This is a genomic window from Streptomyces sp. GD-15H, assembly GCF_045291515.1.
In the GTDB taxonomy this organism is placed as follows: domain Bacteria; phylum Actinomycetota; class Actinomycetes; order Streptomycetales; family Streptomycetaceae; genus Streptomyces.
Map to the genome: position 1 here is coordinate 235,388 of NZ_CP149447.1, position 15,046 is coordinate 250,433.

Annotated in this window: 13 protein-coding genes and 2 pseudogenes; 6 read left to right on the forward strand and 9 right to left on the reverse strand. The window is 68.2% G+C overall.

The annotated features are described in order from the left end of the window. Positions 1-77 precede the first annotated feature (77 nt). The gene (locus WJ438_RS01230) at positions 78-1,112 is read left to right on the forward strand and encodes an IS110 family transposase (protein WP_406723570.1); all 1,035 of its coding nucleotides are present in this window, start codon (positions 78-80) and stop codon (positions 1,110-1,112) included. Positions 1,113-1,356: 244 nt separating this feature from the next. Here the strand turns inward: WJ438_RS01230 and WJ438_RS01235 are convergent, their stop codons facing one another. The 3 genes and pseudogenes from WJ438_RS01235 to istA all read right to left on the reverse strand — a co-directional run bounded on the left by WJ438_RS01235 (position 1,357) and on the right by istA (position 4,194). Then, a complete protein-coding gene (locus WJ438_RS01235) occupies positions 1,357-1,692 on the reverse strand; it encodes a transposase (RefSeq protein ID WP_406723571.1) in 336 nt (111 codons plus the stop codon). 177 nt (positions 1,693-1,869) lie between these two features. After that, positions 1,870-2,661 (reverse strand): IS21-like element helper ATPase IstB, encoded by a 792-nt coding sequence (gene istB, locus WJ438_RS01240; RefSeq protein WP_406723572.1) that lies wholly within the window; start codon positions 2,659-2,661, stop codon positions 1,870-1,872. Next, positions 2,661-4,194, reverse strand: a pseudogene (istA, locus tag WJ438_RS01245) (IS21 family transposase). Before istA ends, istB begins: the two are co-directional and overlap by 1 nt. On the opposite strand from istA, the gene WJ438_RS01250 reads away from it, so the two are divergent. Continuing rightward, positions 4,172-4,591, forward strand: coding sequence for a hypothetical protein (locus WJ438_RS01250; protein ID WP_406723573.1), 420 nt, complete (start codon positions 4,172-4,174; stop codon positions 4,589-4,591). The pseudogene istA and the gene WJ438_RS01250 overlap by 23 nt on opposite strands. A 19-nt stretch (positions 4,592-4,610) precedes the next feature. Here WJ438_RS01250 and WJ438_RS01255 read toward each other — a convergent pair whose 3' ends face one another. The 3 genes from WJ438_RS01255 to WJ438_RS01265 are packed head-to-tail and all read right to left on the reverse strand — an operon-like array spanning position 4,611 to position 7,593. Continuing rightward, the gene (locus WJ438_RS01255) at positions 4,611-5,129 is read right to left on the reverse strand and encodes a Mov34/MPN/PAD-1 family protein (RefSeq protein WP_406723574.1); all 519 of its coding nucleotides are present in this window, start codon (positions 5,127-5,129) and stop codon (positions 4,611-4,613) included. After that, positions 5,126-6,592 (reverse strand): ThiF family adenylyltransferase, encoded by a 1,467-nt coding sequence (locus WJ438_RS01260; RefSeq protein ID WP_406723575.1) that lies wholly within the window; start codon positions 6,590-6,592, stop codon positions 5,126-5,128. Before WJ438_RS01260 ends, WJ438_RS01255 begins: the two co-directional genes overlap by 4 nt. Further along, entirely contained in the window at positions 6,589-7,593 is a 1,005-nt protein-coding gene (locus WJ438_RS01265; RefSeq protein ID WP_406723576.1) for an SMODS domain-containing nucleotidyltransferase, read from the reverse strand. The genes WJ438_RS01260 and WJ438_RS01265 overlap by 4 nt, the downstream gene beginning before the upstream one ends. Before the next feature lie 523 nt (positions 7,594-8,116). Here WJ438_RS01265 and WJ438_RS01270 point away from each other — a divergent pair. Further along, positions 8,117-8,599 (forward strand): hypothetical protein, encoded by a 483-nt coding sequence (locus WJ438_RS01270; RefSeq protein ID WP_406723577.1) that lies wholly within the window; start codon positions 8,117-8,119, stop codon positions 8,597-8,599. On the opposite strand, the gene WJ438_RS01275 is transcribed toward WJ438_RS01270, so the two are convergent. After that, a complete protein-coding gene (locus WJ438_RS01275; RefSeq protein WP_406723578.1) occupies positions 8,544-9,818 on the reverse strand; it encodes an ISL3 family transposase in 1,275 nt (424 codons plus the stop codon). The two genes, WJ438_RS01270 and WJ438_RS01275, sit on opposite strands and share 56 nt — an antisense overlap. Positions 9,819-10,059: 241 nt before the next feature. On the opposite strand from WJ438_RS01275, the gene WJ438_RS01280 reads away from it, so the two are divergent. After that, positions 10,060-10,668, forward strand: coding sequence for a hypothetical protein (locus WJ438_RS01280; RefSeq protein WP_406723579.1), 609 nt, complete (start codon positions 10,060-10,062; stop codon positions 10,666-10,668). Positions 10,669-10,683: 15 nt separating this feature from the next. On the opposite strand, the gene WJ438_RS01285 is transcribed toward WJ438_RS01280, so the two are convergent. Then, positions 10,684-12,186 (reverse strand): SAVED domain-containing protein, encoded by a 1,503-nt coding sequence (locus WJ438_RS01285; protein WP_406723580.1) that lies wholly within the window; start codon positions 12,184-12,186, stop codon positions 10,684-10,686. A gap of 32 nt (positions 12,187-12,218) precedes the next feature. Here WJ438_RS01285 and WJ438_RS01290 point away from each other — a divergent pair. Both WJ438_RS01290 and tcmP read left to right on the forward strand, forming a co-directional pair. After that, a pseudogene (locus tag WJ438_RS01290) lies at positions 12,219-12,452 on the forward strand (IS30 family transposase); the annotation flags it as partial. Between the two features lie 458 nt (positions 12,453-12,910). Beyond that, on the forward strand, positions 12,911-14,023 hold the full coding sequence (gene tcmP, locus WJ438_RS01295; RefSeq protein WP_406723581.1) for a three-Cys-motif partner protein TcmP: 1,113 nt from the start codon (positions 12,911-12,913) through the stop codon (positions 14,021-14,023). Here tcmP and WJ438_RS01300 read toward each other — a convergent pair. Continuing rightward, a complete protein-coding gene (locus tag WJ438_RS01300) occupies positions 14,020-14,775 on the reverse strand; it encodes a DUF5131 family protein (protein ID WP_406723582.1) in 756 nt (251 codons plus the stop codon). The two genes, tcmP and WJ438_RS01300, sit on opposite strands and share 4 nt — an antisense overlap. Positions 14,776-15,046 lie beyond the last annotated feature (271 nt).

Sequence of the window (15,046 nt, forward strand, 5' to 3'; positions counted from 1 at the left end):
AGGTGACACGGTGACTTCAAGTCAGGGTGCCCACCGCACTCCCCTTCCTGTCTCATCGAGTGCGAGGACAGCAGCCTGTGATCCTGATCGGCATCGATCCCCACAAGTCGTCCCACACCGCCGTCGCCGTCAACGCCGCAAGCCACCAGGTGGCCCAGCGCCGGTTCGTCGTCAACGCCGGCACCTTCCGCCAGCTGATGCGTTGGTGCGAGCAGTGGCCCGACCGTCGTTTCGCGGTCGAGGGCGCCGGCGGCCTGGGCCGCTCGCTCGCCCAGCAGTTGGCCGCCGCGGGTGAGAACGTGGTCGACGTGCCCTCCACCCTCTCCGCCCGGGCCCGGCTGCTGGCCACCGGAGGAGACCGCAAAACCGACGCCAAAGACGCCCTCCACGTTGCCCAGGTCGCCCTCTTCCGCCACGACCTGCGGCCCGTAGTCCAGGAAGACCAGACCACGATCCTGCGGCTGCTGACCGAGCGGCGAGACGACCTGGTCCATGAGCGCACCCGCGTCCTCAACCGGCTCCACGCCGTCCTGCGCGATCTCCTGCCCGGCGGAGCACCCACCGGGCTGTCGGCCGACAAGGCTGCCGCCCTGATGAAGGGCATCCGGCCGGTCACAGCCACCGACAACTGCCGCCGGGACATAGCCCGTGACCTGCTGGCCGACCTGCGCCGCCTGGACCGGCAGGTCAAGAACAACGAGGCCGAGATGCGCGAGGCCGTCGCCGCGACCCACACCACCCTCACCACCCTGCCGGGCCTGGGCACCGTGCTGGCCGCCAAGGTCATCGGCCACGTCGGTGATGTCGGCCGGTTCCCCACCGAGCACCGCTTCGCCAGCTACACCGGCAGCGCACCCCTGGACGCCTCCAGCGGCAACAACGTCCGCCACCGGCTCAACACCGGCGGCAACCGCGCGCTGAACTCGGTCCTGCACACCATCGCCGTCTGCCAGATCCGCGACGGCGGGCGCGGGCAGGACTACTACCTCCGCAAGATCGGTGAGGGGAAGACGCCTTCGGAGGCCCGCAGGGCCCTCAAACGACGCCTGTCCAACGTGGTCTACCGGATCATGAAACGAGACCAATGGACCCACCTCGCCCAAGCCGCTTGACACACAGAGGCGCTATGAGGTCACAAGCGCCCGTCCGGCCGCGTGCGTGGTGACGTTGGCGGGCCGACAAATCCGAAACAGGACAGTCGAGACGTCAGTCAGCCAAAGGGTCAGACCCACCAGCGCCGTCACCACGAACATCATCACTGTCAGCCAACGTGACAGCACCGGTTTGGAGCCTCCCTCCGCGGGGGCGACTCCGAGGGGCCAACACCCTCATCGTCTGTGCAGCACCATCCAGTTGCTACCGGCCTACACCGGCAGCCCCTCTCCGTTCAGGACACACGAAGGCCGTCGCTTTTTTCAATATCTCGATCGTCTTGGCCTGGTCGGTGGCGAGCTTGCGCAGTCGCTTGAGTTCCTCCCGCTCGGCCGCGTCCAGCCCGCTACCGGCGGCCACCGACGCCCCCGCGCCGGCCTGCCCGGTGCCGTTCGACTTCTTCACCCAGCCTCGCAGACTCTCCGAGCTGACGCCGAGTTCCCGGGCGACCTCGGTCACCGTCCGGCCCGAGGAGGCCACGAGCGCGATCGCGTCCCGCTTGAACTCCTCGGTGTACCGCTTCGAGTACTTGTTTCCCACCTGGCACTGCTTCCTCTGAGCTCACACCGCCCAGTCTCCAGGTGTCCACGATCAAGGGGAAAAAGTGTCAACGGCCTTCTGGTTCTCCCCGTAGGCGGCCAGGAGTTCGCCCCACTGGCGGCCATCGAGTCCTCCCCGGTGGCGGCCAGATAATTCCCCGCCCTCGGGTCGGTTGGATCAGCTGAAGGGCTTCACCCCCTGTCCGCTGGTGGCCTGGGTGAGCCGGTAGCTGTCACCCTGGGTGACGACGATGTGCGCGTGGTGCATGAGCCGGTCGACCGTCGCGGTGGCCAGGGTCTTCGGCATGATCTCGTCGAATCCGGACGGGTGGAGGTTGCTGCTGACCGCGATCGAGCGCCGTTCATAGGCGGCGTCGACCAGGCGGTAGAAGCCCTCGGCGGCATCCGGGGAGACGGGCAGCAGCCCGATGTCGTCGACGATGATCAGGTCGGAGCGGATGATCTTCGCGAGGGCCCGGGCGATGGAGTCGTCCGCGCGGTGCCGGCGGACCAGCGCTCCGAGGTCTTCGATGGTGAACCAGGAGACGGTCAGGCCGGCCTCGATGGCGGTCTGGCCGAGGGCCTCGGTGAAATGGCTCTTGCCCGTCCCACCGGGGCCGCAGATGCAGAAGTTCTCCCGGCGTCCGATCCATTCCAGGGTCTTCAGGGCATCCTGGGTGGGGCGGGGGATGGAGGACTTCGTCTCGTCCCAGTCGCCGAAGGTCTTGCCGGTGGGGAAGCCGGCCCGCTTGCGGCGGGTGTGAAGGTTGGCGCGGTCGCGTCCGGCGGCCTCCTCGGCCAGCAGGACGCGGACGACCTCGGCCGGGTCCCACCTCTGCGCCTTGGCGGTGGGGATGATGTCGGTCAACGACCGGCGGATGTGCGGGAGTTTGAGCCGTCGGGTCAGCTCGATGGCCTCGGCGAGCGGGTCGCCGCCTGAGCCGGGAACGGTGCGAAGTGGGGTGGCCATCAGGCAAGGTCGCTTTCGTCGTACTCGGGAACGTCCGAGGTCGTGGTGGGGATGCCGAAGGAGGACCAGGCGGAGGTGCCGGGCTGCAGGGAGTGCTCCTCGCTGCGGCGGACCGGCTCGGCCTGGCCGTGGACGGCCTGGTAGTCGAGGATGGACAGCAGGTCCTTGTCGGCGAAGCGGCCGGTGACCGCGGCGGTGCCCAGGGCCCGGTCGACTTCCGCTATGGAGTAGAGCTTTGACAGGGCGACGGCCTCGGCCATCTTCGCCTTGATCCGGCGGACCCCGGCGGCCGCGGCCTCCACCAGCCAGGAGGCGGCACCGGGCCCGAGCGCGAGGAACGCGGTCTCCTCCGCATTGGTGGCCCTCGGGGTGCGGCCGGCCTCCTTGTCCCCGCGCGGCGGGTAGTGGGCGTCGTCCAGGACCGGGGTGCCGGGGGTGCCGCGGCGGTGGCGGGCGACCTCGTGGGCCGAGCCGTCCTCGCCGATGGCGGTGACGATCAGCTCGTCGCCGTGGAAACGGGCCCAGACCCGGTTGTCGATCAGCTGGTGCGGGACCGAGTAGCGGACCGCCTCGACCGAGATCGTGGACTCCCAGTTCACCCGGCGGGTGGTGCCGAACGCGGCGGTGAAGGGCCGGCGCGGCAGTGGGTGCAGCCGCTGGCGTTCCTCCGCGAGCCGTTCGGTGGGCTTTTGCCGAATCGCCTTGTGGGTGCGGGAGTTGACCTCCTCGCAGAAGGCTCGGCAGGCCGCCTCCAGCTCACCGAAGGTCTTGTAGTGCTCGCGCAGGTTGACGTCCCTGGGCACCAGGTCGGCTTTCGCGATCCGCACCGTCGCCTCGGAGCCACCCTTGGTCTCCGGGTCCGCCGGCAGACACGTGCGGATGGTCGTGCCGTAGTGCCGGGCGACCTCGACGATCTCCGGATTGCGCACGGCGATGCCGGCGACGTGGTCGGTGGTGACCGTCTTCTCGTTGTCGGTGAGCACATAGGCCGGCACCCCGCCGATCCGGCGGAACGTGGCATCCAGACACGCGGTGACCGTCGGCAGCGTCTTGTCCCAGATCGGGATCACCACCCGGAAGCGGGACCAGGCCAGCCAGGCGCACCACAGCGTGGTCTTCCGCCCGCCGACGACCGGACCGTCGCCGAAGTCGTACTGCAACCAGAGCCCGGGCTCGGTCACCCACGGCCGATAGACCCGGCGCCAGGCCGCTGAACTGGGCCTTCGCCTCGGCCACCGTGCGGCGGATGGTGCGTTCCCCGCCCGTGAAGCCCATCGCGACGATCCTCTTGTGGACCACGTCCGCGCGGATCTTGCCCTGCGAGCGGACCACCAGTTCCTCGATCTTCGGCAGATAGTCGTCGATCGCGCGGGCCCGGTGACGGCGCCGGTCGGGGTGCTGGCCGGCAGCCCGCATCTTCACATACCGGGCCACCGTGTGGTGGTCGCACCCGGCCAGCTCGGCCGCGGCACGGTAACTGCCCGTGAGGTCGTACGCCTCAAGGATTTCCATGATCTCCCTGCTGTTCTTCACCCGCTCGAGCCTCGCCGAGCAGGACCTGTCGGGGCGAGCGGGGAGATATCTGGCCGTACGCGGGGAAACCCGTGGCCATCAGTGGGGCCGTAAGTGGCCGCCTATGGGGAGCCTGCCATGGCCGCCGTCAGGGAAGCTTCATCATCAGCGTCACCACCGGTGGCAGACAGCGCTGGCACTGCTGTTCAGAGCGGACGGCGACCTGCTGCGCGTGACCGCAGCCTGCCTGGCGCCGTCCACCGGCGTGCCGCGCCAGCAGCCCGTCCGGTGCGCACGACCGCAGGAGAAACAGCGTGCGGAGCGCGTCGGGCACCTGCTGCAAACCAGGCTGGCCGAGCGTGCACCGCACGCGCACGCGACGCCAAGCACGCTCTCATCGGCCTCATCGATGCCGTAAACCGGATCCTCGCCCGGCGTCAGCCGTCTGGCGCTCCCTCGGGTAGTGGCCCCAGCGCCTCGAATCTTGATGGTGGTGGAAGGACCGTTGCCTTCTTGCTTGAGAGGCGTCCGAAGCGTTGACGTCGGACGATCAGTCCGAAGAATGGATCCGCCCCTCCGGGAGCGTAAACGAGGAGCGCTATCGGGCCGTCGCTCGCACGGGCGGTCGCATGCATGGCAGCAACGTCTGTCTGGCTCGGCCCGGACGGAGCGGGATGGCTGTGCCATTCACCGACGTAGCCGGTTGGATCGTCATCCGCTCGCTGGGCCAGAAACGCTGCCAGGAGAACGTTTGCCCTGATGTCATCGCGCACATACCTGTGGGTGGACGCTCCCTCTCCGTCGATAACCAGGGCATGGGTGACAAGGACGTTGGCGTCTTCCCGGTAGCCGAGGAGGAGGCCACCCGTTTCCACGGGTAGATGCTCCGCGGTCGCGGACGTGATGGCCTCGTATGCCTCGCGGCACAGCTCGATCCGTATTGCGGGCCGGGTCACTGATGGCTCATTTCCGATGGGGACTGGAGATGGCGTGTTTCCCCTGCGGGATGGAGGGGGCGGTCGACGAGGAGGCCGATGGCGTGGCGGACGGTTGCCGCTGCTGCCTCAATCACCGCGTGGGGCGGTGTCGGGGATATCGGGCTTCCGCAGCCTGCTTCGTACAGTTGCGGTGCCTTGCTGTCGGCTTTGGTCGTCGAAGGTGGCAGCGTGGCGGCGTCGTCGAGCGGTGGCAGCACGTCGATGCGATAGGTCCTGCCGTCGTTTTGAAGCGCCGCTGAAAGGACTCGTGTGCCCAGTGATCGGGCGCTCAGGTGGAGGAGCGCGGTGGTGGCGAAGTCGGCGGTGGCGTTCACGACAAGGTCGTGCTTCCTCAGGAGGTCTACGGCGTCGTCGCCCGAAGTAAGCGCTTGATCGATGATGTCGATATCGCTGGACATCGTCTCGTTGTGTCCGACGAGGTGTTGCTTGACTGCTTCGACTTTCGGCAGTCCGGCCGCGTCGGGCCCCACGAGGTGGCGGACGACGTTTCCCGGTTTGACGACATCGTGGTCGATTAGGGTGAGGCGACGGACACCGGAGCGCACAAGCATGTCGGCGATGAACGAGCCCAAAGCGCCGACGCCGACGACCGCGACCCTAGATCCACGCAGTTCGGGAGCGAGGAGACCTGCGCGAGCCGACCTGGCTGCCTCGGTGTCCGCCCCCGAGCGCAGACGTGTGACAGCGGTGCCGCCATCCTTCGTGGGCGCTACTTCCAGCACGATCGCACTTTCGTGGGCGCCGCGTCGGTAGATCAGCACGACGACCGCGACCGAATGCTCACGGATTCTGCGCTCCAGGTCCGCGTTCGATTCGATCCGGGCGGAGATGTCTGCCCAGGTTCGCGGCGGCACGTCCACGTCGCCAAGGCCAGCGACGTATCCGAAGCGGTCCTTGCTGTGCTGGAGGGCCTTCCTGGGGCGGGTGCCGTGCCTGATCCGCATAGTTCCGTTCCTGGATGGGCTGAAGCGGACAAAGCGGTTGAGGTACTGGCCGAGGTCGTCGTAGAGGTAGAGGCGCCGGTCCGCGGACGGCTGGAAGTACCGGTCGAGATCGAGGTCGGGGCGATCGTCCGTCCAACCGTTGTCCGCGTGCTCGAACCACGCTGTGATGTGTTCGAGGAACGCGGGTGCCTCCGTCCACCACAGTCCATCATGATCGTCTTCGGCGACCAGGCACAGGGTGCCGTCCGGCTCACGGTGCCAGGACCAGGGCACCGCGTCGTGATCGACCGGCGCAACCCTCGGTGGACGAAACGGGAAGCGGGGCGGCAGGGCTATCACCACACGGGTCGTGCCCGCCGAGTGCGGGACCGGTCCCTGCCATCCCGCTTCGACCTCGCTGAACCCGGCGCGGATGAGGCCTTCCTCGAAGTGCTGTCGTGAGTAGGCGACATATTCGCCAAAGCTGTCGGGGCTCACCCAAAGATCCTCGTGCCAGCGGGCACGACGCGGGCGCCGGGCGAGATCGCGGATGCACGCTTGCTGCCGTCCTCGTTGAAGCCGGGAGGCATCGGGAACACCATGTCTCCATCGCCGTTCTTTCCCAGCAGTTTCCGGAATGCCAGCGCGGCCTTGCCCACGTCCTCCTGGTCGAGCGCAGCATCCGCCGACGCTGCGGCATCAGCGAACCGCGTACGCGCAGCGTCCAGTTCGTCGTCGGTCGCGCGGATGCGGATGGTGTGTCCGGGCAGTGTCGGATCTGTCACCGCGATGCCGTAAGCCACGAAGTCATTTATGATCTTGCTGACCTCCCGGAGAGCGGAGACGTAGTACTCCGCCTGGTCGTTCCCCGAGACTGCGCCAGAGGCGAACGCCTGGTAGGCAGCCATCTCGATGAAGAATCCGCCGGGCTTCTTCTTGCCGAGCAGAGCACGACGAGTCTGACGAAGCAGCTTGACGGTCGGTACGTAGTAATCGTCATGGTCCGCATTCATCGTGCTCGACAGCGCCGTCAGTCCGTCAGGGTTGGTGCGCACCCACTTGTTCCCATCACCCTTCTGCGGAATCTCCCACGTCCCGTCACCGTACGGACGGGCGGGCACCGCGTCGACGTAGAGGTCGTACTGCGGGAAGGAGACTTGCAGACTCCGGTCCTGACGCTTGGTACGCCGGTGCCCATCGGAGTCGGTGCCGAACTCCGCATGCAGGACCTTGAAGAACCTGTCGAGGATGTCCGTCGACGTGACGTCCGCCGGGACATCGGCAAGGCGCACGAACACGTCGACGTCCTTGATCCTGCGGATGGACACGTTGCGCTTGTAGGAGCCGATCAGTACCGGGCTGACACCGTACTCGGCGAGCTTCGAGTCGGCTTCGAGGGCATCGCGGACGAGGCGATGAGCCTCTGGTGCATTGGTCTTGTCGTCGCGGGGCTCGATGGAGCTCAGCGCATCCTTGAACTGCTGCTTGAGGTGAGCCATCGGGCCCTCCGATCCTAGATGTGGCTGCATTGGGTAGCGCTAAGCCTGGCCCACACCACTGACAGGGCCAGGCCGGCCGGGAGAAGGCTGGCAACCCCGTTGGGGGCCGTCAGGAACGCGTCGAATAGCTCGCCAGTCCCCATACGTTGTGCCTCCTCGGGCGCGTCGTCCAGCCCGGGTGCACGCCGCGGCCGCTGGCTCCCCGGTGGGAGCTCTGCGGTCGCAAACACGCATTTACGGCTGCTCGTTCACTACAGTACGACCCACCACTGACAAACCCTCCTGCACCAGGACTAGTTGATCGTTTACGGCGGCGTTCGTGCGCATCGGAGCCACGTTCTTTGCGCAGGTGGGAGGCGCACTCAAGGCTGCTGCCTCACGTTGAGGACCCGCCAGGACCAAGTTCCAGGGCCGATACGGGCCTCGATCGACGGCCGGGAAAACGCATCCCGCGCGTCTCCGGCATCTGTAGGCACACAGCGGGACACTGCAGAGAGGATTCGACCGGAGGGTGGAGGCACGTGTGAGGTGGCTTGGACAGCTGAGGCGGCTGCTGCTCTCCCGGGAAGGCGGCGGCACCGTCCTGATGGCGGCCTCCACGGCCGTCGCACTCGGTGTCGTACCGAGCATCCTGGAGCAGTGGACCACGCGGCAGTGGGTATTTGTCGTGGTGTTCACCGGCGCTCTCGTCCTGGTGCTGGTGGGGTGGGTACTTCAGCGTCCCCGTGGGCTCGGCGTAGTGGTCAGCCTGTACCCGGCGGACCGCACTCAGGCCTCGCGGGTGGTGGCGCTGAAGAACGCTTCCCGCGCCGCGCACAGCGCGACGCTGGTCATCGATCGCGCGGTCCTGTGGCCCGACGAGCGCTCTGTGCAGAGCCGTTCGGATGTGGCCGACTTCATGGCCAGGCTCATCGATGCGCAGATTGAGGCTCTCCTGCTGTATGAGTGGGTCACTCCGTGGCGGGTTGGCGGCCGGGGAGGGCGGGCTTGTCGCCGGCGAGGGTGAGCATCACGAGCGCGATGATCGCGTCCGCGCTGTGGAAGCCGAAGCCGCGGCGGATGATGAGGCGGGTCTTGGTGTTCGTGGACTCGATCAGCCCGTTGCTCATGCCGGTGGTCAAGGCGGCGCGGATGGCGTCGTCATGGCGGCGGATGCGGCGTTGGAGGTCGACGAAGGCGTCGATGCGGCAGCGACGGGCCCAGCCGATCCACCGGTCCAGGGCCTGCAACGCGGCGGTGGGACGGGTCTTGGCCAGCAAGAACACGGCCCGCAGAGCTTCCTTGAGGCGCCAGGCGCGGTGCAGGCGGGGGTCGGTGGCCGCGATCCAGGCGAGCTTCGCGGCCTGGCGGTCGGTGAGGTCGGCTTCGTTCTTCCACAGGGCGAACCGGGAGTCCTTCAGCGCCCGGGCACGCTCGCGGCCGTCGGTGTCGGCGGCCTGGTGGCGGGCCCGGTTCCAGGAGGCCCGGCGCTCGACGTCCAGGGCGTCGGTGGCCCAGGCCACCACATGAAAGGGGTCCATCACACGCAGGGCGGCCGGGGCCCGTTCGGCCAGTGTCTCGGCGATCCAGAGCGCGCCGTCGGCGCTGATGTGGGTGAGGCGGGCGGCCCGCGTCTCGCCGAGGTTGTCGAAGAAACGGGCGAGGACGGTCTTGCCGTGCCCGTCGGCCATCCAGACGACCCGGCCGGTGTCGTGGTCCACGACCACGGTCATGTACTTCTGCCCCTTGCGGTAGCTGATCTCGTCGATCCCGATCCGGACCAGCCCCGTGAGTCGGTCGACGGTCCGGTCGCGGTCGGCGACCACGCGCGCCACGATGCCGCCGACCGTGCGCCAGGAGGTCCGCATCAGCTGCGCGGTCGCGGACTTGGAGCACTCGGCGGCCAGCCACGCGGTCTGCTGGTCGAAGGCACGGGTGTGTCCGGCGTCGTGGCGGGCCCAGGGCACCGCACCGGTCACGATCCCGTGGGTCCGGCAGGCCACCCGGGGTGCGGCGGCCTCCAGGAACACGCGCATCGCCCCGTGGTCGAGGTCCCGCCACCGGCGCCGGCCCCGTCCCGCGTCATAGCCCGGGGCCCGCCGGCGGCACACCCCGCACCGCCCCCGCCGCCGCGCGTCGGGCCGTACCGACACGATCACGCACCGCTCGCTCTCATCGATCCGGACACCTTCGATCACCGTGTGGTCGACCGTCAGCGTCCGCTTCCATATCCTGAAGACAGACACGCCGTTTTCCTGCTTGATCCAACTTGAGCCTCAACACCTCAAGGGTCACAGGGGACGGCGTGTTTCACGTATCAGAGCAGGTCAGGACACCCACTCATACGGCAGGAGAGCCCAGATTGAGGAGTTGCGAGCGGCCGGCAGAGCGGAGCCCGAGGTCACACTGTACGTGCTCGCTCATCTGCAAGACGGGTTCCTTCTGGGCCGACGCCTAGCCGACGATGCACATCTGTCGCTGGCCGTGATGCACCTGTCGCAGCAGGCCGGGCACTCTGTGGTCCCTGGAGTCGACCTCAGCAGCTCACTGCGTGCAGCGCTCAGCCCTCACCAGCGCGGCCAGCTGAGCCAGCACCTGGAGGTTCCCGGGCACGGGCGACCGCAACTGGTGGAAATACCCGACGCGGCCGGACAGCAGCGTCACCGGATCGCGCTGATCGTACGACTGGCGTCGGCCGGCTCCATGGTCGACGACGCCCGCCACGTGGCGGCAACCGGTCAGGTCGCCTACGGGCCAGAACACCACACCGGCTACCAGATCCCGGGCCCGGTCCCTGCGAACGGCCCGTGCGGCGCCTACCTCGTCATCGACACCGGCAACGCCTACCTGCCCGACGATTCCGCCCTCTACGCCGCGGTGACCACCTACGTCTGGGAGTGCTGGCAAACAGCCCGGCAGGAGTGGGCCCAGCGTCTGGGCGGGACCGCTGCGGTGGAGGGGCTGCTGTTCTTCCACGGCCCGCTGCCGGTCGCCGTCGCGCTGGGCTGGCTCACGGCCCGCGACCGCCTCACCCTGGTCCACCACGACATGCACCTGGCACGCGGCACGACGATGCCTCCGGCGGCGGGACCGTAAGGGCTTACCGGGCCCTCATGCGTCGATGACGAAGGCCTTCTCGTACACCTGCTGTGCGTTGACGTCCTCGTACACGGTGGTGGGGCGCAGCCGGTTCCACCGGTTGCCCAGCAGCAGGGCCAGGCCCATGGGGCCGGCCTGGAAGAGGTGAATCGCGGGATGTGCGCGGCAGGCACGGCGCAGCAGGTCCCGAATACCGACGGCCAACGCGCTGGCCGTCGCGGCATCCGGGATGGAGTTGTCCTTCGCCCCGCCAGGCGGGCGCAAGACCAGCAGCCGGGAGACGGGCACCTGATACTCACGCAGGAAGTCCAGCACGTCCTGCGTCAGATCGGTGGCGACCGCGACGGCCACGGCAAGATCCGGTCCGAGATCGAGGATGTGCTCATCGACGGCTGGTGCCAGCGGAGAGTCGTACGCTGCGGTGGATGACCACAGCTGTTCACGCTGAGCCACGGCAAGGTCGGAGCCGGCCACCATGCGGAAGGCGGCACCGACCACGAACGCGGGTGCCAGACGCAGACTGCCGGTGACGGCAACGGTGGTGGTGCCCGGCGGCATCCGATACGGCGCGGCCTCGATGTCCGCCTGCAGCTGCGCCCAGGTCGCTGGGGCCAGCGGACGGCGCTTCACATATTGTGAGCCTCCCTCGAAGCGGTCCACCCAGTCCAATGCGTAGTCGGCATCCTCCGCCATGGGATCCGGCTTTAGGGTGGCGATGGACAGCACCGGACGGGACGAGCCGGTTTCCAGGCGCAGAGCCCGGATCGCCTCCCTAATGTCCGCCAGGGACAACCGGCGCTGCCCGTCGGCGACTTGACGGGCCACCCAGTCCGCGCCGGAGTGCATGGCTTCCTCGTTGAACCGCAGACCTGCGGCGAACATCAACATCTGCAAGTGCTCATGCAGGTGCATCACGTCTCGTGCCAGGTCGAAGCGCAACACCTTCAGCAGGTCCAGCAGTCTCTCCTCGGTCAGCCCGGCGCCGTCGGCCCAACGTCTGCGTGCCTGTCCCTTCTTCGATCCCGGGCCCTGTTGCGCCGCCTTCGGGACCAGTAGCTGAGTGCGGGAGTCCCGCAGCGAAATCAGCGGGTCTTCAGAATCCGGGGACCGGTTGCTCAGCAACGCAAGATCGACTGGAGTGCCGTCCTTGGCGAGCTGCTGCCAGGCCTGCGCCATCTTCCGCAGGATCGACGGGCCGCCACGATCGCTGAGCTTGAGCAGGTAGTCCTCATTGACTGGAGTGGAGCTGTCCGCGGCGTACTTGACCTGCATGTAGGTGTGCGGCGGCACCTGCCGGTACAGGACGACGTCGTCCAAATTCCCCGCGTCGTCGACCTCGACGCCGACCGCCACCACCGGGTTGGGCGCACGCAGCGCCGCATCCCGCACAGCGGCGACACACCCCTGCCACGCAGCCAGCCACTGGTAGCGGTCACCAGCAATACGGACACCCGTCGAGCTCGGTGCAGGCAGGTCAGGCACTGAAACGATCTCCCAGTTGTTGGGGCGCCGCACTTGCGGCCCGGCGTACTCAGCAGATCATCACCGCAACGGACATGCCCGTCTACTTCTGCGACCCCGGCAGCCCCTGGCAACGCGACTCGAACGAGAACACGAACGGCCTGCTGCGGCAGTACTTTCCAAAAGGCACCGACCTGTCCGTCCACAGCCCCGAGCACCTGGAAGCAGTGGCCGCTGAGCTGAACAGCCGCCCACGCAAAACGCTCGGCTGGGAAACCCCAGCCGAGCGTCTCGCTAAGCTCCTGACCACAGCCAATTGATCACTGTGTTGCGACGACCCCTGGAATTCGCCTTCACTGGCTTCTGACATTCATCGCTCCCCGCATGCCCGCGCCCGGCAGGGGCACAGCGGTGGGGTTACGGGGCGGCGGAGCGTGACTCGGGCTCGGTGAGGGGGCGGGCGAGGCCGGCCGCGGGCCCGGAAGAGCGCGGCGATGGTGCAGCCGCCGGTGATCGCTCCGCTGCTGGCACGTGCTCGGGCGCCGGAGCGGGTGCCGAGTTCGCCTGCGGCAACAGCGGCCGGCTGACCGCGGGGCAGAGCGCGCCGGCATAGGGCCGGAACCGAGATCGCCGGCTGGCGCCTCTCCTGCCGCGTGGCCGAAGCCGTGTGCTGGGCGGGGCAGCCGTGCCTGATGGAGGTGGCCGACTTGGTGTTGTAGACAACAGGTCCCGCAGCGGTGACGCTGGGTGTCCAACCGGTGTGGGGTCAGGGGGGACCATGCGGCGAGTGGAGGAACTGCGGGAGCGGACCGTCTGGAAGAGCGATCCGCACACGCAGATCAAGCACCTCGTGTACCGGCACTACCTGCAGTGCTGGATGGGCAAGATCCTTCAGAAGTTTCCCGAGGCCACCATCGTGGACGCCTTCGCGGGACCGGGCGTGTACACCGACGGCCCTCCCGGCTCTCCCATCGTGGTCGCCAAGACCTTCCTCGAGCACACGGCGTATCGGCGCTTCGGCCTGCTCAACCTCGTCTGCCTTGAAGAACGGCCCGACCGAGTGGAGGAGCTCAAGCGGCAGTTCGCCAAACTGCCCCGCTCGCCGCAGCTGAACACCAGCGTGCAGCCGCCGGGAACCTTCGCCGAACGGCAGGCCCAGCTGTCCGGGATCGCCCACCGCGGCCGCGCCGAAACCCCCGTGCTCTGGCTGATCGATCCGTTCCGTCTCAAGAGCGCACCGTTCTCGCTGATCAGGCAGTGCCTCGCCGGACCCCGCGACGAAGTGCTGTTCACCCTCTTCACGAACGAACTGCACCGCTTCTGCCAGCGCGAGGGCTTCGACAAGACGATGACCCCCTACTTCGGCGGAAACCACTGGCAGGCGGCAACGGCCGAGCGGCGCGCCGGGGCCCGCAAGGAAGCCTTCGCCACGGCCTATCGGCAAGGACTCAGGGAACATGGCCTGTTCACCGGCAGCTTCGGCATCAAGATCAGCAACCAGAGTGCCCGCTACCACCTGATCCTGGCCACCCACAACGAAGCCGGCCTGAAGTGCTGGGCGCCCGTCACCTGGAAGCTGGACAGTTACAGCGGACAGGGCGCCTCCGCCGACACGGCAGACGCCCCGTCGCTGTTCGACGAGGCCTCGATCGTGGACCGGCTGGACATCGCGCTGCGCGCCCACGCCGGCACCGAGCAACGGTGGGAGACGCTGTCCAGCCAGGCAGCCCAGCTGAACCACATGGACAAGCACTTGCGCCAAGCCCTGGACAACCTGGCTGCTCAGGGCCTGGCCTTCCGTGTCGACCCCGTCCGTGCGCGCACCGCCTGGCCGGAAGGGTGCACCGTGCGCTTCTACGCCCCCGAGGACGTCGCCGACGAAACCTCCTAGCCCGCAGGAAGCAGCGGGCGGTTCGGCATGTCGTCCCAGGTGCGGCCGTCCAGCTCGCGGCCGCCGGCCTTCGGCGTGCGGCCGCCCCACTGCTTGAAGAAGAAGGCCACCCCGGCCTGCTGGCAGGTGTCCCGGATCTGCGCCACCCAGGCCTCGTCCAGCGGCCGGTGCCCGGGCCCGGACTCGCCTCCCGCGATGACCCAGTCGATCGCCGTCAGCTCCAGCCCGTCCAGCGGCCCCAGCAGCGGCTCGCACGACAGGAACTTCACCGCCGCAGGCGCCTGCCGCAGGTCATCCACGCGCGGCAGTTCCTTCGCACTCTCCACCGAGACGCCCATCCACAGATTCGCCGGCCACTGAAGCCGGTCGGCGACCTGCCGCAGGCGCCGCGCCCGCTTGGTGAGGACCTGGTAGGTGTGCTGCGGGGTGTCGGCGATCACGTCGAAGACGCGGCGCACGTAGTCGAGCGGCACCCGGGCGTGGAACAGGTCGCTCATGGAGTTCACGAATACGGTGCGTGGGCTCTTCCACCCGTACGGCACGCGCAGCGCGTCCGGGTGCAGCGTCAGCCCGAAGCCAGGCCCGGAGGTCCGCGGGTCACCGTCGGCCTGGTATTTCGACGACCCCATCGCCTTCAGCCGCTTCGCCAGCGTCAACGCGTAGCAGTTGTCGCATCCCTTGGAGACACGGTCACACCCCGTGGTCGGGTTCCACGTCGCCTCGGTCCACTCGATTGCACTGCGGTCACTCACCGGCCGGCCCTCCATCCCCTCGAACCGAGCCTCATCCCCAACGGCGCAGCCGCGGCCCGCTGTGTGCCCAACGATCCGTCACACCACCGGACACCGGCATCCAACCATCCTGCGTCCGCGCCGTACTCACTTCCCCGAACAGCGAACATGCGTTCCCCTTCTTCGGCTAGTGCGCATGATGCAAACCGGCCATCCCTGCGCGCTGGACCCGCCGCCCGGGGCGGCTGATCCCCAGGGGCGTTCACGCTGTGGGCCGCGGTGATGCCGAGCC